The organism is Desulfosporosinus meridiei DSM 13257, from assembly GCF_000231385.2.
GTDB classification, from domain to species: Bacteria; Bacillota; Desulfitobacteriia; order Desulfitobacteriales; family Desulfitobacteriaceae; genus Desulfosporosinus; species Desulfosporosinus meridiei.
This window is the reverse complement of sequence record NC_018515.1, coordinates 3,108,535-3,131,622: the sequence shown is the minus strand read 5'-3', so window position 1 is coordinate 3,131,622 and position 23,088 is coordinate 3,108,535. Positions and strand designations below refer to the sequence as shown.

Sequence of the window (23,088 nt, the reverse complement as noted above, 5' to 3'; positions counted from 1 at the left end):
TTATTTACCTTATTATACAAATGTGAATAAGGGGGCATGTAAAATGAAGAATTGTGTATCCTTGATAGGACATTTTAAAGGACTGCATATGCACTTATGGTAATGTGGGTGAACGAACCGTCCTTAGAGGCTGTTCGTTCTCAGAGAAAAATAGATGACCTATTAAGAAGTACAAATGAAGTATATGAGGGGGATTTGTCGTTTTGAAAAAAATCAGTTTTGCAAATTGGGGCTTTAAAATTACGAAGAAGAAAGTTCTGACAATTGTTGTTGTACTTATTTTGGCTGGTACAGGAGTAAGAAGTTTCATGGGAAAAACGGAGAATACCCTTGCCGAAACTGCTCCAAATATAGTTTATGTCAAAGCCACTGTGGCCGAGAATGTTAATGAGCAAGCCATCATTTCGTATAAGGCATCATTAGAAGCCTCTGAAGAGGGGATTGTAAGTGGCAAGGTCAGTGGTAAGGTAGTTCAAGTGATGTTTGAAAATGGTCAATATGTAACCCAAGGAGACCCGTTAATCAAATTAGATGATCAGGAAATCAGAAACAACATAGCTTCTTCTCAAGCTCAGCTGAAAGCTTCAGAAAGTCAATTAGTCTCTTCACAAACCGGATTGCAGAAAATGCAACTGAACGTAGAAAATGCAGTCCGTACCTATGATAGAACAAAAGAACTTTTTGACGGAGGAGCCATTTCCAAGGTTGAACTGGAAAGTGCGGAAACAGCGGTAAATAACGCCAAAATTGATCTGGAAACAGAAAAAGCCAATATTGAAACAGCAAAAGCTAATCTTACTACTGCCCAGATCGATGTGAATAATCTTGCGGATTCACTGGCAAATACGATAATCACTGCTCCCATTACGGGTATTTTAGACGAAAAAAGCGTGAGTTTGGGACAATATGCCAACATGGGAGTTGTCCTAGCAAAAGTTAAAGCTATATCCCCAATCTATGCTGTGATAGAAGTAGACCAAAACGATATAAGTTCTTTGCAAGTAGGACAGAGTGCCAAAGTAACCGTTGGCAGTAACGTCGTTAAAGACTATGACGGAATAATTAAAAGTATTGAAGCCTCAGCAGATACGACTTCAAGAGTTTTTAAATGCAAAGTTGAGGTGACCAATCTTGATCAAGCACTGAAACCGGGTATTTATGCCAAGGTGGATATTGTTAGTGATCAGACCTCAGAAGTGATCGCAGTGCCAACGGATGCTTTGAGTGGAAATCCAGGAAATTATACAGTGTTTGTAATTGATCAAGGGGTTGCCCGTAAACGTATTGTCAGTATCGGGCAGATTTCCAAAGGCTTAGTGGAGATTAAAGACGGCGTAAAAAATGGGGACAGCGTCATAATTACCAATGTGAATACACTGCAGGATGGCGATGCGGTATCAGTTGTCAAGGAATAGGAGGACTAGATTATGTTTTTAACAGATATCAGCCTGAAACGGCCTGTATTTGCCACTGTAATAGTTATCGCTTTGCTTGCCCTGGGTGCTTTAAGTTACATAGGTCTACCCATCAACGAAAATCCTGAGGTGGATGTTCCTATGATAACCGTTACCATTTCCCTGCCTGGAACTGCAGCAGAACAGCTGGAAACAAAAGTGACAAAAAAAGTTGAGGAAGCTGTCGGACAAATTTCAGGAGTGAAACACATTTCCTCCACTATTACGGAATCCTTCTCCCAGACCATGATTCAGTTTAGTTCTGGAACGCAAGTCAATGTGGCAGCCCAAGAAATTAAAGATAAAATAAGCAGTATACGGGGTACTTTACCACAGGACATTAATGAACCCATTGTTCAAAAATTTGACTTAGCTGCCGTACCCATTATATCTTTCGTGGTCACTAGCCCTCTTTCTAACAAGGACTTATCTCAAGTGGTCGAAGATGAGATCACCAAAAAACTAAATACGGTGAAAGGTGTTGGATCGGTTACCACCTATGGTGCGCAAGTCAGGGAGATACATATCAAACTCGATAAAGAAAAAATGGTGGCTCTGAATGTGACAACGGCGGAAATCACTCAGAGCCTGCAAAGTGACAACATAGACAGATCCAGTGGAAAAGTTTCCGACGGTGATAAAGAAGTTTCCCTCAGAACGAATGGTACGGTCAAAGAAGTTAATGATTTCTTGAATATTTTAGTCGCCAATCGTAACGGTACTGAACTAAGAATCAAAGATATTGCCCAAGTGGAAGATACGGTTAAGGAGCGGGACAGTTTATCCTATTATAAAGGTGAAGAATCGATTGGGATTGATATTGTCAAACAATCCGGTGAAAATACCACCCAGGTCGTGGATGCACTTAAAGTGAAGCTTGCAGAGATCCAAGGGTCACTGCCTAAAGATGTAAAAATAGATATTGTTGATGACAATTCGCTGGTCATACGAGCGTCCGTGAGTGAAGTTCAGAAAACCTTGCTGGAAGGTTGTATTCTGGCGGTTCTCGTGGTTTTCGTCTTCCTGCGGAATGGAGCAAGCACGGGTATCAGTGCAATTTCACTGCCCACCTCGATTATCACGACCTTTGCCGCTATGAAACTGATGAACTTTTCACTCAACAGCGTGTCCTTAATGGGCCTTTCCTTAGCGGTTGGCTTGCTCATTGATGATGCAATTGTTGTCGTTGAGAACATTGTACGCCACTTAAATATGGGGAAATCTCCAATGCAAGCAGCGAAAGACGGTGCGAGCGAGATTGGACTGGCGGTGACGGCTACAACCTTTACCATAGTTGCTGTCTTTCTCCCCATTACCATGGTTGAGGGATCGATCGGGGCCTACTTCAAGGAATTTGGTCTAACGGTTGCTGTCAGCGTCTTGATTTCTTTATTTGTATCCTTTACCTTAGTGCCGTTGATGGCGTCTAAATATATAAAAAGTGAAAATGATGATAAAGATAAAAAACACGGTCCCTTGGGTAAATTTTTAATATGGTTCAATCACTTGTTTGTTAAACTTGCCAGAGTCTATACAAGACTTCTCGGTGTAGCACTGAAGCATAGGATTAAAACCATAGCTATGGCAACTGCAATGTTCTTCGCCAGTTTGCTCCTTCTTAACTTCATTAATCCTAGTTTTCTAGAATCCTCAGACAACGGAAAGATCACAATATCAGCGGCAACAGATGGAGGGACAACCCTGACAAGGGCTGCAGAAACAACTAGAAAAATGGAAAGTATTCTTAATAAGTATCCTGGAGTAGTGCACCTGTACTCGACGGTTACCCCCAGCAACATCAACATTAGCGTACAGCTTATCGATAAGAATGCCAGAAAAGAGACCTTAAGTGAAACTGCCAATAAAATGCGGGAGAGTTTAAAGCAGATTCCGGGGATTACCCTTTCTATGATGACTGGTTCAACTCTGGGTGGAGGAGCGAAGGACGCTGAGTACCATTTTACCGGCGATGACTTTGAGACACTTTTGAACTACTCGCAACAAGCGGAGAGCGCCATAAAGAGAATTCCTGGGGCAGTTGATGTAAGCATGAGCTATAAGAGTGGCAAAGCAGAAGCAACCCTTGAAGTGGATCGTGAGCGGGCGGCTGATCTCGGTGTGAGTCCACTGGTCGTTGCTAATACGTTGGAGACCCTCTTTAATGGTTCTCTTGTAACCCAGTATGAAACAGAAAAAGATCGTTATGACGTTAAACTAGTGCTCCAGGATGATCAAAAAAAGGACTTTGACAGCTTAAAAGGGATTTATGTGCCTGGTTCAAATAACAGTACGGTTCCTCTTGATCGGGTCACAAAGCAAGTTTTTGCCACGGGCTCTACGACCATTAATAGGTATGATAAGGCCAGAGAAATTCAAGTGACGGCCAATGTCTTTGGCGTTGCAACGGGTGGCTTTAACACTCAAATTAAAGCAGCCTTGGAAAATGAAACAAAAATGCCTACTGGAGTCAGCCAAGTTAGCGGAGGAGATCAGGAAGTGATAGAGGAAGCTATCCCTAGCTTAATGAAAGCACTATTTTTAGGGATTCTGTTCATCTACTTGATCCTGGCCGCCCTGTTTGAAAGTTTTATTGATCCCTTTGCGATTGTCCTCGCTTTGCCCTTCGGTATTATTGGAGCTCTGTTAGCCCTGTTTCTTACCGGCAGCAGTTTTAGCATGATGACATTTATTGGCATTATCATGTTGATGGGACTGGTCACTAAAAATGCGATTTTGCTGGTTGACTATGCTAAGCAAAAGCTGGGCGAGGGAGAAGAACTAAGCGCCGCGTTACTTCTGGCGGCTTCTACACGACTTAGGCCTATTATTATGACAACTTTAGCGATGATCTTCGGTATGCTTCCAACAGCACTCTCCACAGGATTAGGATCTGAAGGACGCTCACCCATGGCTTATGCCATTATTGGTGGGTTAATTACATCAACTTTTTTAACACTCATAGTTGTACCTGTAATTTATACGTTGTTGGATGATGCTAAAGGCTTTTTTCGCAAGAAACAGTTTACGGTTGTAGGGCGGAAATCGGTAAAAAGCTGAACTACTATGTTTATGCACATTTCATCATAGCTTTATTGATTTGGGGGCATTCATGTTTATCCCGTCAGCTATGGCTCCGGTCAAGCCTATCCCAACAGCGGAAATAAGTACTATTTCGGAAGCTGGAATATCCCTGGGCCATGGCATGATCATCATATGAGAGCGCACACAGCTCACAGAATAATTGCTATCTCCCACAGTTACAAAACCTTTTATACGATAAGTATAGGGCGCAACGAAGTTCAGAAAACCCTGAAGTTCGTTGATTGTAACAGAAGGCAGAACCTTGATGATAAACGTCTGCGGCCTGTTTTCCGGTGTATTGGTGCTGTCAAGGCTTGCCGATTTTGAGGGCTGTAAATTCATCACTAGTGTATTGATATCTATATTGCAGTAACTGGTAAAATATATAGGGGCCTGGATATTGGCCTTCCGTACTTCGGCTTGGATTTCGGCCTTAATTGCGGGAGAAATCAGATCTTCTTTATTGACAAGAACAACCCCCGCCTGGGTCAACTGGTTCCCTACTGCGGGAAGAAGATCCTTCAATTCGAGAAAAGCTTCGCCGTCTAATACACATATAGAACCTGAATAGTGGTAAGGATGAACAGTGTATGGTTCGATGGTCTGCAGAATCTGCTGCATGTTACCGGGATCAGCCAGTCCGGATGCTTCGATAAACAGATATTCGAAGTTTGGGGACGACATATCGATAAGAGCCTTGATAAAGTTCTCCTTGATGCAGGAGCAGAATATTGAGCCATTGGATAACTCACGCATAATAGTCCCGTCTTTTTCCAGCAAACGGGCATCAATATTGATTTCACCGAATTCGTTGACGATTACCCCCACAGGGCTATCCCCATAGTAGTGAAGCAAGCGCTCCATAAGCGTGGTTTTTCCCGTACCCAGAAAGCCAGTAAGCAGGATCAGTTGTGTCATAAAGCATCATTCTTTCCATCTCTGATATTAGAATCGTACATTCTCATTTGTTGTGCTTAGCATTGTAGCGTTTGGTTATCTCAGCGATCAATTCATCTCCATCGGGAATGATGGAAATGTACACACTTTCCCCGTCAATGCACATAGTGGGAAGATTTTTCAGTCCCATTTTAGCAGTTCGGGCAATGTCCTCTTTGATAAAATACTTATATACAATATAGTCAGCCATATCTTTAATCTCATCAAAAATATCGGTTACACTTTTCACCATATAGGTGCAAGCGGCACATTGTTCCGGATCCAACGTGAACAGTTCGATATAGACTTTATCCAGGCCTGAGTAATTGGGAATCTCGATTTCAATCTGGTCAAAGTCGCTTGCGGAATAGTCCACAACCATGGCACGGGCCTCATCAGGATGATGAACAGCCAAAGCACAGGCAGCTGTGTTTTCCAGAGGCACATCATAGGGCATATCACAGCCGGGACTGATAATGAGGTTGTGTTTGTTGTCGATGCTGTCCATCAAATCCAGAACGCCTTTGATATTATCTTGTTGGGTACCGAAAAGCATGGTGGTTGTCAGTGGAATGTTACCACTCAGCGCAATGTTATACTGATCGGTAATCGCTTTGGCGGAAACCATATCGACGTTTTCGTCCACCGCCATGGAATCCGGATAGGTATCACACATCACTTTTATTTGATAAGAAGCATTCCCGCAGACAAAGAAGGAAGACTTTACGCCTTTTAACCGGATGTAATCAAAGACAGCTTTGAAGGGCTCGTGCATCAGATTGGCAAATACCTTCGGAGAAATCTGGCTGACCAACGGGTCGACAACAGCGATCACATCCATGCCGGCATCAATATATAAGTCGGCCATTTTCTGCGCATACTCGGCACAAAAGGACGTGAGCTGTACCACGTAATCAGGATCTTTTCTAATATCTTTAAAAAAGTCGCTGCCGCGCAGATGCGAGGCGAGGGTCAATGGTCCGCAGATCAACCCGTAAAGCGCGGTTTTATCGCCAATTTCTTCTTTCATCACGCGCATTGCTTCCAAAACAACGGGTATCCGGCCAGATTCCGGAGTCGGGAATTTGCATTTACAGGGAATCCCTTTTTCTTTGTCAAACAGGTGAGACACAACAGAGGGGGGGTTGTAATCAGCCCACATAAGCTCACAACCTAGAATTTCGGCTTCTAGTTGCAGGTCAAAGGTAATTGGCATACCGTCCGGTTGATAAAGCTTGTATACTTCCCGCAGACTTTCAATCAATTTAGCGGAATCAGTTAAGACGTCTCTTCCTGAATACCCTTTTAGCTTTCCTGCATGGACACCCGCAAAAGGAATCCAGGGAAGCTGTCCTTTAGTATCCTCGTGATTCAACACCTTCATTAGCAATTCTTTACCCATTTTGTATCCTCCTGACGTTTTCAAATGAGTCATCCACCGAACCCTGGGTCAAATGCAGGGTTTTCGTATACAAAGAGACGCTTCCGATAAGATTGTAAAGCGTCTTTGTCTTTGCTGTGACGAGTTACTTGTTGATTTTAAAGAAGTATAAATCATGGTCTAAAAATTGTGAAGTTACAATTTGAAAGGATTTTCAGGATACAATTTCTTCGGCGTTGAAATCGGCTAAAATGTAGCAAAGGGAATTGTATCCCGAAAAAATTCTGAAATTGTATCTATGATGCCGAGGAACGGTATCTTATAATTTGCATATAGATTGGGCACATGAGACGTACGAGACGTAGTGCTAAGCAGACAATGGGGTCGCAAATACTTATGACTCCTTTTTTTGTTGTCAATTATAGCTTTTGGGAGTATTGCTCGCAGTAAAACAATCTTGTGTCAAATCAATCATATCGTTAGCATGTCTGTAATGAGTCAGTATTCTAGGCAAAAGAAAGTTCTACCAAAGGAGGAGAAACACACTTGAGCGAAGAGATTTATGCTAAACTCAAAAAATCGATTGTGGAAATGGATACCGATTTAGCAGAAGAAGCAGCTAATGAGGCAATTGCAGCAGGCCTTGATCCGTTGGAGTGTATCAGCTTGGGCCTCTCGAAAGGCATGGCGGTTATGGGTGACTTGTTCGATGTAGGCGAAGCTTTTGTTCCTGATTTGATGATGGCTTCCGAGGCCTTCGAAACCGCAATCAATATCTTGACAAGTGCACTGTCTGTCGAGGAGAAACACAAATCTTCCAGTGGAAAAGTTATTATTCACACTGTGCAGGGCGATATTCACGATATTGGCAAGAACATAGTAAGTGTAATGTTGTCGGCAAACAACTTTGAAGTATTTGACCTGGGACGTGATGTGCCGGTGGACTTAGTCATCAAAAAGGCTGAAGAATACGGCGTGGATCTTATCTGCGGCTCCGCCCTTATGACGACAACAATGGCCTCGATGAAGGAAATTATCAACTCTCTCAAGGAAGACGGAATTCGTGATAAATACATCGTCATGTTCGGAGGAGCTCCCGTATCTGCAAAGTGGTGCAGTGAAATCGGAGCAGACGGTTACACCGATACGGCTGCAGAGGTAGCTGCAATGGCCAAAGACTTGATTGCCAAGAAAAGAGGTGCCTAACTGATGAAAGCTATAGGGAAAAACGTTACGGTGTTTGACGTCTATGATCGGGCCAAGAGCGGACCAAAAATGGATGAAAAAGATTGGGATTTCAAATTAATACCACAGACCGCCCGAAAATTGAAAGATAAATACGGAATAAAGATGGACAAAAAAACAATTATCCCGGAGGACAAAGAACTTATAGATAAGCTGTTTAATGCCGGCTTGGAGATGCTGGTTGAGTGCGGAGTTTACTGCATGGATACCGGGCGGGTAATCAAGTACACAAAGGATGAGGTACTCCATGCCATTAAATCCGCACCGGACCATTTTACCTACGGTGAAGGCAAAGAGGCCATAAATGTGGTGCCAAGGAGTTATAATTCGCCGAAAGCTCCCGTTATTCAGGGTGGCCCAACGGGCTCTCCCTGTTCTGAGGAACTGTTCCTGGCAATCCATCAGTCATATGCCCAAGAACGGATCATAGATGCGATGGTTGACGGTGTGCTGCAGACTGTCATGGGTAAGGACCCGTCGCCTGGTTCTCCCTGGGAGATCCTGGCTGTACGATCAGAGGCTATACAAGTGCGCGAGGCACAGCTCAGAGCCGGACGTAAAGGCATGGGCACGTAGGGCAATGAGACATCATTAAGTGCCGCAGGGGTCATATCTGCTGACTTTGAAGGCGGCATGAGGCCATCTGATTCACATGAGGTTTCTCAGCTGAATGAGCTCAAAATCGACGTAGGTGCGTTGGTTGTTGGAGCACATTACGCTACAGCTGGTGTAATCGTAATGGTAGAACAGATGCCTATCTTCGGCGGATACGCAGGTGGCCTGGAAGAGACCACAATCGTTGATGTCGCTACAACATTAAACTCATTTGTAATGTTACAGGCCACCTGGCATTTGGATGGGCCGGTGCACGTGCGCTGGGGCATAACAACGACGAGAGAGGCTCTTGCCGTTGCTGGCCACGCAGCTCGTGCCATTGAAGAGAATAGCCATCTGATCTTGGGAAATCAGTATTATACTTTAGCAGGTCCCTGCACAGTCATGTGCTTACTGGAGACAGCAGCTCAGGCTATTACGGATACAGTCAGCGGACGAGAGATCTTGTCCGGTGTAGCTGCCGGTAAAGGTGTTGTCACCGACCTCTTTACAGCCATGGAAGCACGTTTCATGGGTGAGGTAGCCCATGCAGTTGCGGGAATGGATCTTCATGAAGTAAACATTCTGTTGGACAAACTAGTTTCCTTATATGAAAAAGATTACAAAACGGCACCTGAAGGGAAAACCTTCCAGGAATGCTATGATGTAAAGAAACTGGTTCCGACGGAGGAATATATCCAGGTTTACGATGAAGCTGTTAAAATTATGACTGATTTAGGCCTGACATATTGGAATGACTAATTTCAATCAGGCATAAGGCATATGAAAGAAAATAACAAGTCAAAGATGCCAAGGATATTTTGCGTCAGACAAGGAGGTATGGTTACCTCATAGTGGGGCTATTAGGTAACCATACCGACGCAGTATGACACGAAATAGACTGGCATACTGACTAGTTATTTACTTGAATGTGCCAATACTATTACTGTATTAATCTGTCGGCAGTCTGTGGGTTTTTCGCTTATTAACTCAGGGTAGTTCATAAGTTGATCTGCGGATTGTTGGCAGATGACTATATGGAGGGTGGATCGTAGTGATCTTACGGACTCTAAATCCGTACAGCCGGGTGCGACTCCGGGACTCTTCGCCATAATGCATTTCGGTATATAGGTGTCTGAAAGTCTAAACATTCCGGTATGTCTCATGGAAGTATGTTTAGCACTTGCAGATTCCTATATTTTTTGTTGAAAAATGTAGATTGAAATCCATATCTTTGGGGATGGTGCTTATGCTATGTTCGGAAAAAGTTAAGCAGGAGGCTTAAAGAATGCTTGAAACTATACTCAGGAAATGCCAGCGAGGAAATCAAATATCGACCGAGGAAATTGTCTACCTATTGAGCCGGACGGATGAAAGTGAAATAGAACAGATTTTTGCGGCGGCAAGAAAGGCCCGGCAAGGGGTATTCGGGAATAAAGTCTTTCTCTATAGCTTCGTCTATTTTTCAACCTACTGTCAGAACAGCTGCACCTTTTGTTATTTCAGAAAAGAAAACTTGAATTCTCCACGGTATCGCAAAACATTGCCGGAAGTGGTTAATATAGCCGTGGAATTGAAGAAGTCCGGAGTGCATTTGATTGATTTGACCACGGGAGACGATAGGTTTTATACAGAACATCCGGAGAGACTGGCCTCAATTGTGAAAGCCGTAAAAGACGCAACCGGTCTGTCTATCATGGTATCGCCGGGAGTGTTGGACGAGCACGGTTTAGAGCTGATTGAGGGGGCGGGGGCCGATTGGTATGCGTTGTATCAGGAGACACATCGACTAACCTTGTTTGACCAACTGCGGCAAGGGCAAAGTTACGAAAAACGGATGTTTGCCAAAGGATATGCCCGAGATCTGGGGATGCTCATTGAGGAAGGCTTGTTGACCGGAATCGGAGACAGGTTAGAGGACAGGGTTCATTCGTTTAGAGAGATGAAAAAACTGGGAGCAAGGCAAATCAGGACTATGACCTTTGTCCCGCAAGAAGGAGCACCTTTTGCTGGTGTGGGGAATCAGGGATATCAGAACGAACTGATGAATATCGCGGTTATGAGGCTGCTATTCCCGGATGTATTGATCCCGGCATCCTTGGATGTAGAAGGGCTGGGCGGCCTTGAAAAGCGACTGATGGCTGGGGCAAACATTGTGACCTCTATCATTCCACCTAGGCAAGGGTTCGCGGGGGTTGCAAACTGTAAAAATGATATTGATGAGGGCTTCCGTACGGTAGTGGGGATTCAGGATACATTGAAGAAATGTAATTTAGAGAATGCCACGGCCCAGGAATATAGCCGTTGGGTTGCAGACAGAAGAACTAGAGATAAGCATGCCGCTAATTAAAGATAGAGTTGGGAATTGAGGACTGGGAGTATATAGAATGATGAGAGGAGTTGGGAGGTATGTCGAGACTGCTGGAATCTGATATCGATTTGATTGAAACACAACTTCAGGATTATGAAGATCTGTTTATCAGACAAACAGGCTGTACCATGGAGGAAATTGCTCAAAAAGCGGTGGGTTTAACGGTAAATTCAAAAAGAGTCAAGACCGCAGTCATTTCCGTTACGAGCGGACTGGGCATGATCACCGGATTCTCACAAGCGGTGGGAGCCATTCTTCGTCATCTCCGGGTGGAAACCTTGATTGGGGAGAAAACGGACGTTGCCGGTCTCCAACAAGCCTATCTGTCAAAATGCGGAATCGCATTTCTGGCCGACGATTACGTGTGCGCGGCCTTAGGGATTGGAAGTGCCGTGCACTCCGACAATGGCTGGGCTACGGGAAGGGGCTTTGCAGCGGCAATCATCGAGGCTATGAGGAAACAGGGGATAAATCCGCTGCAGGAACGGGTGCTGATAATCGGAGCCGGCCCGGTGGGAGAAGCGGCGGCCCATTACATCGCAGAACAACAGGGGATACCGGTGATCTGCGATTTGGACGATAACAAAGCGGCTTCCTTGGCAGCAACTTTAGATCAATCCGCCTGGGTTTCTGCGCCGGCTCCAATCCGACAGTTTACCTATATCATCGATGCCGGTACCACGGGGGATTTTATTACGGCAGAAGACTTCACCGAAAAAACAATCCTTGCGGCACCAGGTATGCCCTGCGGAGCGACGGTTGCAGCCAGAGAAAAAGCCATGGTAATCCATAATCCATTGGAGCTTGGCATCATAACCATGTATTTTGATTGTCTGAAACAGTTAGAGGATTAAGATATGGACCAAAAGATAAAGGAAGCTAAAAAACAAAAAGTCGTAAGGTATATCTTCAAAAATCAAAGGCTATTCCTCTTGATCAATAAGGTCAAACTATGGCCGTCTCGGTCAGGAATGCTTCACGGCGTAAAATCAATAGAAAACAGAGGTAAAACCATGGTGGTAACAACACACTGTGGAGAATCCTTTGTCGTGTGGGATTCGAAAAATAGCCGAAGTGCAAGATGGCTGCGCAATCGTTGGTATAAAAATTCTTGTAAAAAGTGCAAGATTCCGGAATGGAAACTCATGAAATATTCCCAGACGGTATTTACGGATGCCAGAAGATAGGTGAGGGTATGAGTATAGGATTTACGGAAATTCAAAAAAACCGATTGACAGAGAAGGCAGAAATGAAAAACCATATGATTCTTTTAGATAAGGATCAAGGAAAGGAAATCGCCGAAAAGAATTTTACAGACATGTGCGGGTATAACAGGGGAAAACCTGTACCCCAGAAAATAATTGACAGATCATTAAGAAGTTTGAATGATGTGTACCATCTGCTGGAAATTAAGGCCCTGATCTCAGAATACGAAAAAACTTGTGTTGAGGGAATAAATATGCTGCTAGACGGAAAGCTGTTTACTTGTAATGCTCTTGCTCAGATTCCCAGCGAGGAAATTGAGGGAATATACATCTACCTGTTAACTGTTGGAGAACTAAATTTGAGTGAAGTCAGTATTCTGAACCAGGTTTACTATGATATGTGGCAAAATGCCTACATGGACGCCGGGCAGGAAATATTAAGACAATATTTGCAGGGATTAAGTTGCAATATAGACAGGTATGTTTCAGATAATTTTGGACCGGGATTTTTCGGTATGGATGTTTCACAGTTGGAAAAATTTTTTGCCATATTGGATGGCGAGAAAATCAGTTTAAAATTGCTCGATAGTGGTTTTATGTCGCCCACAAAGAGTTATGCTGGGTTTTTTCTGGTCACAAACAGCCAACAAAACTTCGTCGGAAAGGATTGCGAGAACTGCTTATCCTCAGGAAAAACCTGTATGTACTGTAAGGCGGGAAGAAAGCTGGCAAAATACAATATTCAATAGTTCAAAACTATTGACAAGGGAAAAATCCTCATATATTGTGATATTAAGTTAATTGAAGAAATGCATCGTGCTTTATGAATGACTTATTCGTAAGATATTTTCTCTGAGCAACGGCGCTCTTTCGGGGTAGGCTTAACCTATTCCCAGAAGAGCGTTATTTTTTTTATATCCGGAATGGGAAAGAGGGGGATTTCCATGCTCTTGCTGGATAAGAATGGACCGTTTTTGTATGAACAATTATTTGAGACCTTACGGCAGAGTATTATACAAAGTGATCTTAAAACTAACGACGCGCTTAAGCCGATTCGGGTCTTGTCGGAAGAACTGCACATCAGCATCAATACCGTGAGCAGGGCATATCAGCAGCTACTGGCGGAAGGATATATCCGGTCGGTTCAGGGAAGCGGCTATTATGTGGAGAACTTGTTAACTTTACCGAGATCCAGCGTGTTATATAGAGAGGGACAAAAAGAGGTAGTACGAGAGTCTATTGTTCCGCTGAAGTATGATTTCAATTATGAGAGCATTGAGTCAAGTTTTTTTCCCTGGACGAAGTGGAGAAAGTATATGCAGGACGCAATGTTGGAGGAATCCTGTTCCGCGAAAATCACCTATGAATGCAACAAAGGAAATGTAGAATTACGGAAAAGTCTGTGCGATTACATTAATAACAGCCGGGGGGTAAAATGCAGTTGGGAGCAAATTGTCATTTCCGCCGGTACACAATATGCTATGGATATTATTACCGATATATTGCACGACAAAGTATATACCATAGGAGTGGAAGATCCCAGCTTTATTGGAATGCAAAGAATAGTTACTAATAAAGGATACTCCATCAAATCCCTTCCCATGACCGATCTGGGAATCGATATTGATGTCCTAGAAAACTCCATGTGTGATCTGCTTTACTTAACGCCATCCCATCAATTTCCTACCGGAGTCACTACATCCTTGACAAAACGTTTACATATTTTAGAATGGGCGCAAAAAAATCGGGCCTATATTATTGAAAATGATTATGACAATGAATTTTTATATGGAGAAAAACCCCTTCCCTCTATTCAATCTTTGAGCACTGGGCAGAATGTGATTTATTTGAGCACTTTATCGAAGGTTCTCTCCCCATCTCTTCGGTGTGCATATTTTGTCCTGCCATACAAACTAATGGAAATATATGAAGATAGATACAAGTATTATTATTCGGCGCTTCCGACTTATAATCAGAAGGCATTGGCCTATTTTATCCGAGATGGACATCTCGAAAGACATGTACGCAAGATGTCACTGTCCAACAGAAGAAAATACGGAATATTTAACCGGGTGATAAAAGAACATCTGGCAGGTATCGTTAAGATTTTCCCAGCGCCGGCAGGTACTCATACCTTAATACAAATATCGGGATGCACGAGTCAAGAAGGTTTGATCACGAAGATGAGATTAAGAGGCTTTGGAATTTATGGGACGAAAGTCTATTGGCGGAACCAGCAAAAAGCACCGGAAAACATCTTCCTCTTTGGGTTTAATTCTATACCAGAAGAAGATCTAGAAGGAGCTTGCATCGAGTTTGCTTGTGCATTGAAGGAAGTTATTGAAACTTTTCGCGCGGTAACTAGTTATGAGAGCAACACTGTGTAGTGATACTCAATCACCGGAACATATTCAGTAAGCAGCTAATTTATACTGTGGTTATTTGGGCATGCCTAAAGTTGACCGGGGAGAAGTATTGAATAAATAAGGTAAGATCGTTTTGGACGGTCTGGCCTTTTTTGTCTTTCTCGGATTATTTCATAGACTCGGCTTGGCGGTTACTATTAAAATTAATCTTTTAAACAAATGCACGTAAAGATAGGATAGTAGATCTAATCCAAATATTAGAAGTAGGTATATAATTTATTAACAAGCATGATTTAGCATTTGTATTTCTGAGTTATATCAAGTTAGTGTATAGTTAGAATATACATAATATACAGAATATATAGAATTCACCAACATTAATTAGATAACGGTGATTCAATTGACAAAATAGTAAGCTCTCCATTCTTGTATAAAAAATTATATAAAGGAGTGAAAGTGAGTGGCTAAAAGAAATATAATGATTGGTGTAACCACTTTTGAATTCGAGAACATGCCTAAGCTATTTATTGGTAAATACACTCTTGGAGTAGAGGGGGTTGGTGACCTGTTCAGAGAAATGTCTAAGGAATGGGAAGATGAGCACAAAAAATATACGAAAGATATAAATGCGGCAATTCCCAGTAAATGCAACGTGCAGATAGCTATAGCATCTGGCATGCCATGTAAATGTGTTTCATTAGAGGCTCTGAGCATCTTAATGAGAGTAGGCAGGAAGCCTGTGCTAAGGTCACTCGCAATGGAAAGCGGAATTCCCCACGTTATTCATCAGGTAAACAATAAAGTATTGTTTCGGTACACTTTACTAATTTTCGATACGCTGGAATCTGCACTTGCGATGGCTAAATTTTTTGTTGACACTGCTAACAAAAAATCAAGTATTCGCGATCGGTGCTCATATGAAGCAGTAGGACTCATGTAACAAGTACGATGGTAATCCCTATTGGTAAATATCGATTATGCAGAAGTATTTGCATGGAGGCGATATTTACGGAATTATTGCAGAGGTTAACTCCGAAACATCGGAGAGCTTACTGGTATGCCTGAAATAGGTTAATAAGAATATTTCTTTTGAACTAAAAAGAAATATTCTTTTTATTATTGTCTCAAGGTAAACTGCATCGAAAGGGCTTAAGCTCTTTCTAACCAGTGTTTAAACAGGGCTGACTGGTTAACCGGGGCTGCTACTTAATGTTATTTCGAATACGGCTCCTGTTTGACCGTTACCTGCCCGGATGCTTCCACCCATAAACTCTACGGCAGATTTAGCAATGGCTAACCCCAGACCGAAATTTCCTCCTTTACCCTTATAAAACCTTTCGAAAATATGGGGCAAATCCGCTTCCGGTATGCCGTCACCATCATCCGCTAATCGAATGACTGCAGAATTTTCATCTTCCAGTAAAGTTATGCTCACCGTAGATTTGGCGTAACGCAGGCAATTCGATACGATGTTAATGACTGCCTGTGATAAAAGGGTATCATCCGCCGCTACATATACAGGCTTATTCGGCAGGACAAGTGCCAGTTCACATTGATGTTTTGCAGCAAGGCCGCCGAGACGCTGGACATATTCCTTGAGGATATTGCCCAAGTTAACTTGGCTGAGTTCTTTGCTGTACGTCTGGCTTTCAATCCGCGAAAGTGTCAGGAGTTCTTCGACTAATTTGCCCAGCCGTTGGCTTTCGCTGTGAATGATTTGAGAGGCGTGTTTTACATCGGGAAGCACCCCGTTAATAATACCTTCTGCATATCCCTGGATAGACATAAGAGGAGTTTTCAGTTCATGAGAAGCATTCTGCAGGAATGCTTTTTGCGATTTATCATAGGTTTCAAGCTGAGCGGACATCTCCCCAATACTTTGTTTAAGTATATGCAGTTCAAGAATATCATGATTACTGGTCTGAAGCGGAGCGGAAAAGTTCCCCGAGCCGATGTCTCTGGTCAGTCTGCACAGCTCGCCGACGGGGCGTGTAATCCGGCTTGACAAACGATGAGCCAGCAACACAGCCAGTAAGGCTCCGATCAGCATAATACTTATTAATATGAGATTGATAAAACGGACTAAAGCGAGCTCCTTATCCCCATGGGATACAAAAATAACAGCCGGGCTCCCGGCATTTGTGACAGGGTATAACAGGACAAAGTATTTATCTCCTCCGATGCGGATGGTATATACTTGGTTATCCTCCATCGAAGGCAGCTTCCCACTGAGTCGTTTCAATAACTGATTGTTGATAAAACTATCGGAAATGTACCCATCCCTGAGGGGAGAGAAAAGCTCCTGATTTTGACTGTAGAAAAGCATCTCAGTGTTCGCTGCTAATTGAGAAGAGCGCAGAGCTCTGTAGAGTTTGGCAAAAGGAGCAGCCAAATTTGCCACAGCAGTGTTTCGGATATCCGGCAGCTCTTTTTTCACCACGCCTTCCATGGTCTTCACAACACCGCGCAGTTCAGTCCTGGCATTGCGATCTAAATAATAGTTAACCGAGAGATTGAATAAGAGCAGTGTTATGAGGGGAAAGACCGTGATCATGATGACAAAGGGAGTAACAATAGCGTTTTTTATCGTCTTCACAAATTATTCACCCCCTTCACTCAGTTTGAATCCAAATCCCCAGACAGATTCGATTTTTGCACTGCACTTGACTGCGGCAAGCTTTTTGCGCAGACGTTTCACCACATCATCTGTGGCCCGGGAGTCAACCTCAAAATCAAACATCCAAACATTTTTCAAGAGCTCATCCCGGGATACGGCACGTGTGCTGTTTTGCATTAAATATACCATTAAAGCCAACTCCGTCGGAGTCAGATCAAACTGACTTCCATCTACTTTTGCTTCTCGGGTGGCGGCATTGATAATTAAATTGCCGGCTGTCAAAATGTGCCTGGAACTGCCGCCTGTATCTAATTCCAATCTGCGGAACAATGCTTTGACTCTGGCCATCAGTTCCATAGGAGAAAAAGGCTTTGTCATGTAATCATCCGAACCAAGTGTAATCCCTGTTATCCGGTCGATTTCATTGTCTCTTGCGGACACAATAATAATCAGGGTATTACTGCAATTTCGAATCTGTGTACATACAGAAAGTCCGTCTGTCCCCGGCATCATGATGTCAAGAATGACTAAATCGGCAGGCTTTTGCAAAAACGCCGCAAGTAAGTCATCCCCATTGGCAAAAGATTTCACTTCAAAGCCTTCATTAGACAGAAACATATTAATTAAGCCGCGGATATTTTCATCATCATCCGCCAGGTAGATTAATTTTCTCATTGGATCACTTCCTTGCCCCTATTGTAGACTATTCTTTGCCAGATAAAAAGAATTGCCACAGCTTTGCCACAGTTTAACCTTTGTTTTGCGCAAAGGTCAAACGTTAAGATAAAGCAGGGAGGTGACAAATTGAGGAAAACCGGGTGTATCAAGTGAGGAATTTATATCCCAAACTCATAATAAAGAAAAGAGGTTTTAACAATGAAAAAAATAACGGTAACCGTACTAGCTTTAATGCTTACCCTTGTCACGAGTACTTCAGTATTTGCCGCCACTCCGGGTGACGGAAGCAAATTAGACAAACGCATTCTAAAATTGGAGGAAAAGCAGCAGAAGATTGAAGAAATCAAAGCCCGCAACCTGGAAAAACAGTCAAAGCTAGCAACCAAGAAAGAGGGATTCGAAGGGTTCAAACTGGATTTAGCAGAGCACAAGCAGGAGGTACTTGAAAATCGTGAAAACAACCTCGGCGTTGTCGAGCTAAACAATCAACTCCGCCTAACCCTGGCCCAAAAACTAGAAGCATTAAAAGACAGTGGCTCAGTAATTCCGGAAGAAACAACCACGCAGTTAAAAGCTTACAAGGCACAAATCGCTGAACTGGCGAACTCTTTAAAAGATACAAAAGGCCAAATCAAAGATATTAGAGAGGAATATAAAGGCTTGATCAAAGAAGAGGATTATGCTGCCATGGATACAGCCTTTGCTGAAATAGCTTCCATCCAGACCAACCGCCTAGACATACTTAACCAGATCAACAGCATTCTGCAGGAAATGAATAATTTACTATAATCCTCTTTTCATTCCCCATCAAATTAAGCAGTCTGTTCAGCACTCTGTTATATAATGCGGACAATGCCGCCGTCAATTGCCTCTCCTATTCCTCCCTTGGTACCACCGGTAACAAGAATACGTTTGCCCTCCAATTCCTGGGGATCAATAATTATATGGTTGAAATTCTCCATCAATGAAACCTCCTGTTTTGAGTTTTATTTACAATTTCAGTATAGCTGTTATAACCTGACAACAGTATGTCAGGTTATAACAGCTATACTGTATATGATGTTACCTGGATGATATTGTTCCGAAAAAAGCACGCACTGATTAATTAATCAGTGCGTGAAATGTTTTGCTATTTCAACTCATAACACAGAGAGGCCAGCGTATCCAGGACACTGCCGATAAATTTAGAAACTTTCAAATGTGCCGGATGGGCAAGATATACATCTAAATCTTCCATGGATGCAAACTTCGTGATGAATAATACATCGTAAGCACTATCCTCAGGACGTATGTTTTCTTCAACCTGTATGTCCAAAAGAACATCAATTTTTCCTTTCATACTAAGAAGCCGGGACTGCACCTCACTTACATCTTTGTTCGGATTTTTCAGCTTCAACAGTACATTGTTTGCAATCATAGTTGCTCCTCCTTATTAGAATAATGTTGTCCTAATGCTCAATTAATATTATAAAGAACAAAACCTGACGACAGTACGTCAGGTTAAAGTATTAATATTTATTCGTCATGATTTTAATCCGATTCTTCATCTCCTGCCGTAGTTCTTTAGGTTCTATTACTTCAAGAAGCGGTCCATATGAAAATAGATAATTATATATCCAATCACCCCTCGGCAGAGAGGCCTTAACCATATAGGAGCCATCGTTGTTTTTGGTTATATCTTCCTCGTCAAACTCATCGTATACCCGATATGCACCTTCGGCAGATATATTTAGGCACACATCGATTTGAGTTGTTTGCGCCTGTTCATTTTCTTTGATTCCTTCAAAATTCCTCTCTGAGAAAGATTCCGGCGTCATCTGGAGATCAGACATTCGTGTAATTTTGAAGGTTCTATATGTGTTTCTGGTTAAGCAGAAGGCTTGCAGATACCAGGCATTTACTTTGAAGACAAGTTTAACCGGTTCGACTTTGCGGATGCTTTTTTCACCGGAAGAGCCAAAATAATTAAATTCAATGATTTGGCGGCTTAGAATGGCGTTTTTAATCATTGTAAATTGGCATGTTCCATTTTCGTTGCTGCCCCAGGGACTGAAGTCTACTTCAATCCAATTTGTTGTGTTTCTGTTGAACAGACTACTCAGTCTTGCCAGAACTTTATCCGTTTCAGGAGTCAGCGTGATTGACAGACTTTGCAATGCGTATAATATCTCGTTTTGTTCCCGTTCTGAAAGAACTGATTTATTGAGCACATAATCGTCGAGCAATGAAATACCGCCGCCCTTACCCTGGCTTGCATAAATTGGGATCCCTGCTGAAGACAGGGTATCAATATCACGGTAAATTGTTCTTACGGATACCTCAAAGCGTTCAGCCAGTTCTTTGGCAGTTATCGACTTTTTGTTAAGTAAAATATATATGATTTCAAATAGTCTGTTTATCTGCAATATGATCACCCCAATCACATTATAAAACAGATAACCTGACAATAGTATGTCGAGTTATCTGTTTACTAGTCCAGTATGTGTTTAGATATTTTGATAATCAAGCGCCCTACAGCGATAAAGAATAGAGGAAATCAAAATGGCAAAATAAACAATGCAAAGGGTGAAATTTACCATGGAACCGACTGAACTGGGCAAAGTCACAATAGCTGTCTTTGATGATACTTGCGGCAACCTTATTCAAATCATACAAAAGTAACGTGCTTTTGAATGATGGGCAATGGCATAAAAAATAAAGATTATTAGAGCCACTAAGGCTCTTTTTCTTTTTGAGGAGATGAATGTCGAATTTTTTGTAAGTAACGTATAATTTACACTTTATCAATAATGGCTTAACAATGTTCTGGTAATATGAAGAATATAAAATACTATTTTAAAAAAATATGTCTAAAAAACAGCTATGAAGGAGCTGATCTAGTGTTTAAAAGGATTTTCAATGTTTATAGTGTTCGGGGCAAGACGATGCTTACAATTTTGCCTATAATCGTATTAACCTTCGTAGCTATGTCTGGGATTAGTTACAAGTATTCTGAATCACTGCTTAGGAATGAGATCCAAAACAAGATGAGCGCTAAATTACAGGGAACAATAGAGGGTATCGAGAAACAATTAACGGAACATGGTACTTTAGTTCAAGGTATGGTCAGTACAGTAGACTCTGTCGGTGGTAGCCTAAGCCAAGAGCAGTATACTGATTTATTTAAGAAAACAATCGCATCCGGTAAAGTAACCTTTGGGATGGGCGTGTTTTATGAGCCTTATGCCTACAGGGAAGACGTTAAGTATTATGGCCCCTATGTTTATAAAGAAAAAGATAAAGTGATCTATACAGATGAATATAGTGATGAAAAATATGACTACCCTGGCCAAGACTGGTATAAAACCGGTAAGAACTCAAAAGAAAAGATTGCATGGACAGATCCATACTTTGATGATGTTACAAAGGTCACCATGCTCACTGCCGTCGCACCGTTGTACGATAAGCAAGGAGCTTTTATAGGGGTAGCTACAGGAGATCTTGATTTTGTTACTCTGCAAAAACTAATTAGTGAGATCCGTTTAAATATCAAGGCGGACGTTTACCTTTTGAACAAAGAGGGGCAGTATCTGGCCAATCCAGACCCATCTAAAGTAATGCAAGGGAAGATTACAGAGGACACTAACAAAAGCTTGAGCGATGCCGCCAAAACCATGTTCAGTGGTCAAGAAGGATCGTTTACATACTCACGAGACGGGACAAGACAGGTTTATTATGCACCAGTTCCAGGATTCGGCTGGACACTAGCTATTGATGTTTCAGAGGCTGATTTATTAGCTCCTTTGAATGCTTTGTTATATCAGATGCTCATAATATTTATACTAACAATCTTAATTGCCAGTACAGCTCTTTTTCTTTATAGCCGCTACATCGTTAAGAATATTAAATTGGTGAACCAGTTTGCAGAGGCTCTCGTACAAGGCGATTTCAGCCACAGCATTAGGGTTCAATCTAAAGATGAGTTTGGCCAGATGACAGAAAACCTTAACATTATGATGGGAAATTTTAAGACGATTATCCTGGAAATTGTCAACAGTTCACAGCAGTTAGCTGCTTCAGCAGAAGAGTTAAACGCCAGTGCCGACGAGGGTGGCAAAACGACTGAACAAATTGTGAGATCCATTCAGGAAGTTTCCGACGGGGTACAACAAAAGCTGACGGGAGTTGATGCTACGGTATTTTCAGCGCAACAAGTTTCTGCGCATATGCAAACTATAACTCTGGATATCCAAAAAGTTACAGATGGAGCGCGTGCGACCTCCGAGAAGGCTGCCATAGGTAATAGTGTCGTTGGGAAAGCGGTTGACGAGATGCAAGCGATAAGTAGTACCGTCAAGGAAGCAGCTGATGTTGTCAATAATCTGGGAGTAAAATCCGGAGAGATTGGTCAGATAGTAGCACTTATCACCAATATTGCTTCCCAAACGAATCTGCTGGCTCTCAATGCAGCGATTGAAGCAGCACGGGCAGGGGAGCAAGGACGAGGGTTTGCGGTAGTTGCTGACGAAGTTCGAAAACTTGCCGAACAGTCCAGTGATGCAGCCGGAAAAATCAGTGGATTGGTTAACGAGATTCAAAAGGAGACTACGAAGGCAGTTAACACCATGAACAATGGAACTGTTGCGGCCCAAGACGGGATTCACATGATTAATTCCGCAGGTGAAGCTTTCCAAGATATCTTGCAGGGAGTCAACGACTTTTCAAAACAGGCCCAGTCCGTTGCTGACGTAGTTCAGGAAGTTGGGGTAAGTACCGAGACAATTGTTACCTCAATCATGGAGGTTGCAAACATTCCTAAGAAAATTGCAGGTAGTCTGGAAAATGTGGTGGCAGGGACAGAGGAACAGAGTGCTTCTATGGAGGAAATCCGTAGGGCGGCAACCTCTCTGGCTCAAATGGCAACAGACTTTCAAGGTAGTGTCACAATGTTTAAGCTATAACTATCTGTCATGGAGACTTAAATGTCCTTGCAATATCGTGCGAGGTAACTTAAAGATGGTTCTATGACAAGCCTTGTTTAAAGGCTTTTTTTTATGCTTAAAAACCTTAATACCGTATTTATACGAGTTATGGTGTTCTTAACACTGTCTTTATAGGTTATCTGTAAAATATGAAATGCAGATATTATTTATTTTGTGTAGAGAATCTTTACGGTTTATT

18 protein-coding genes and 1 pseudogene are annotated in these 23,088 nt (G+C 42.4%); 12 read left to right on the top strand and 7 right to left on the bottom strand.

What is annotated here, in order from left to right; genetic code table 11:
* The first annotated feature begins 203 nt into the window (after positions 1-203).
* Positions 204-1,415 carry an efflux RND transporter periplasmic adaptor subunit gene (locus DESMER_RS14455; protein ID WP_014903800.1) on the top strand — a complete coding sequence of 404 codons (1,212 nt, stop codon included), beginning with the start codon at positions 204-206 and terminating at the stop codon, positions 1,413-1,415.
* A gap of 12 nt (positions 1,416-1,427) precedes the next feature.
* Positions 1,428-4,511: an efflux RND transporter permease subunit gene (locus DESMER_RS14450; RefSeq protein WP_014903799.1), complete on the top strand. Its 3,084-nt coding sequence runs from the start codon at positions 1,428-1,430 to the stop codon at positions 4,509-4,511.
* 24 nt (positions 4,512-4,535) lie between these two features.
* On the opposite strand, the gene DESMER_RS14445 is transcribed toward DESMER_RS14450, so the two are convergent.
* Both DESMER_RS14445 and DESMER_RS14440 read right to left on the bottom strand, forming a co-directional pair.
* Positions 4,536-5,453 carry a CobW family GTP-binding protein gene (locus DESMER_RS14445; protein ID WP_014903798.1) on the bottom strand — a complete coding sequence of 306 codons (918 nt, stop codon included), beginning with the start codon at positions 5,451-5,453 and terminating at the stop codon, positions 4,536-4,538.
* 43 nt (positions 5,454-5,496) lie between these two features.
* Entirely contained in the window at positions 5,497-6,873 is a 1,377-nt protein-coding gene (locus tag DESMER_RS14440) for a uroporphyrinogen decarboxylase family protein (protein WP_014903797.1), read from the bottom strand.
* 525 nt (positions 6,874-7,398) lie between these two features.
* Between DESMER_RS14440 and DESMER_RS14435 the strand changes: the two genes are divergently transcribed.
* From DESMER_RS14435 to DESMER_RS14395, 8 genes and pseudogenes are all read left to right on the top strand, one after another.
* Entirely contained in the window at positions 7,399-8,058 is a 660-nt protein-coding gene (locus tag DESMER_RS14435; RefSeq protein ID WP_014903796.1) for a cobalamin B12-binding domain-containing protein, read from the top strand.
* A gap of 3 nt (positions 8,059-8,061) precedes the next feature.
* Positions 8,062-9,453: pseudogene (locus DESMER_RS24470) on the top strand (monomethylamine:corrinoid methyltransferase).
* A gap of 526 nt (positions 9,454-9,979) precedes the next feature.
* Complete coding sequence (pylB, locus tag DESMER_RS14420) at positions 9,980-11,041, top strand: methylornithine synthase PylB (RefSeq protein WP_014903795.1); 1,062 nt, start codon at positions 9,980-9,982, stop codon at positions 11,039-11,041.
* A 59-nt stretch (positions 11,042-11,100) separates the two neighbouring features.
* Entirely contained in the window at positions 11,101-11,916 is an 816-nt protein-coding gene (pylD, locus tag DESMER_RS14415; protein WP_014903794.1) for a 3-methylornithyl-N6-L-lysine dehydrogenase PylD, read from the top strand.
* Between the two features lie 3 nt (positions 11,917-11,919).
* Complete coding sequence (pylSn, locus tag DESMER_RS14410) at positions 11,920-12,249, top strand: pyrrolysine--tRNA(Pyl) ligase small subunit (protein WP_014903793.1); 330 nt, start codon at positions 11,920-11,922, stop codon at positions 12,247-12,249.
* Between the two features lie 8 nt (positions 12,250-12,257).
* Positions 12,258-13,016, top strand: a complete 759-nt coding sequence (locus DESMER_RS14405) for a vitamin B12 dependent methionine synthase (protein ID WP_242830987.1) — start codon at positions 12,258-12,260, stop codon at positions 13,014-13,016.
* Positions 13,017-13,211: 195 nt separating this feature from the next.
* Entirely contained in the window at positions 13,212-14,654 is a 1,443-nt protein-coding gene (gene pdxR, locus DESMER_RS14400) for a MocR-like pyridoxine biosynthesis transcription factor PdxR (protein ID WP_014903791.1), read from the top strand.
* Between the two features lie 439 nt (positions 14,655-15,093).
* A complete protein-coding gene (locus DESMER_RS14395) occupies positions 15,094-15,573 on the top strand; it encodes a hypothetical protein (protein ID WP_014903790.1) in 480 nt (159 codons plus the stop codon).
* A gap of 249 nt (positions 15,574-15,822) precedes the next feature.
* On the opposite strand, the gene DESMER_RS22620 is transcribed toward DESMER_RS14395, so the two are convergent.
* Both DESMER_RS22620 and DESMER_RS14385 read right to left on the bottom strand, forming a co-directional pair.
* On the bottom strand, positions 15,823-17,229 hold the full coding sequence (locus tag DESMER_RS22620; RefSeq protein WP_014903789.1) for a sensor histidine kinase: 1,407 nt from the start codon (positions 17,227-17,229) through the stop codon (positions 15,823-15,825).
* Between the two features lie 3 nt (positions 17,230-17,232).
* Positions 17,233-17,925 carry a response regulator transcription factor gene (locus DESMER_RS14385; RefSeq protein ID WP_014903788.1) on the bottom strand — a complete coding sequence of 231 codons (693 nt, stop codon included), beginning with the start codon at positions 17,923-17,925 and terminating at the stop codon, positions 17,233-17,235.
* 201 nt (positions 17,926-18,126) lie between these two features.
* Between DESMER_RS14385 and DESMER_RS14380 the strand changes: the two genes are divergently transcribed.
* Positions 18,127-18,717, top strand: a complete 591-nt coding sequence (locus DESMER_RS14380; protein WP_014903787.1) for a GumC domain-containing protein — start codon at positions 18,127-18,129, stop codon at positions 18,715-18,717.
* A gap of 47 nt (positions 18,718-18,764) precedes the next feature.
* Here the strand turns inward: DESMER_RS14380 and DESMER_RS24755 are convergent, their stop codons facing one another.
* The 3 genes from DESMER_RS24755 to DESMER_RS14370 form a co-directional block, all read right to left on the bottom strand.
* Entirely contained in the window at positions 18,765-18,890 is a 126-nt protein-coding gene (locus DESMER_RS24755) for a hypothetical protein (protein ID WP_014903786.1), read from the bottom strand.
* 167 nt (positions 18,891-19,057) lie between these two features.
* On the bottom strand, positions 19,058-19,345 hold the full coding sequence (locus DESMER_RS14375; protein WP_014903785.1) for a Dabb family protein: 288 nt from the start codon (positions 19,343-19,345) through the stop codon (positions 19,058-19,060).
* A gap of 91 nt (positions 19,346-19,436) precedes the next feature.
* On the bottom strand, positions 19,437-20,333 hold the full coding sequence (locus DESMER_RS14370; RefSeq protein ID WP_042333794.1) for a helix-turn-helix transcriptional regulator: 897 nt from the start codon (positions 20,331-20,333) through the stop codon (positions 19,437-19,439).
* A gap of 474 nt (positions 20,334-20,807) precedes the next feature.
* Between DESMER_RS14370 and DESMER_RS14365 the strand changes: the two genes are divergently transcribed.
* A complete protein-coding gene (locus DESMER_RS14365) occupies positions 20,808-22,868 on the top strand; it encodes a methyl-accepting chemotaxis protein (RefSeq protein ID WP_014903783.1) in 2,061 nt (686 codons plus the stop codon).
* Positions 22,869-23,088: the final 220 nt, after the last annotated feature.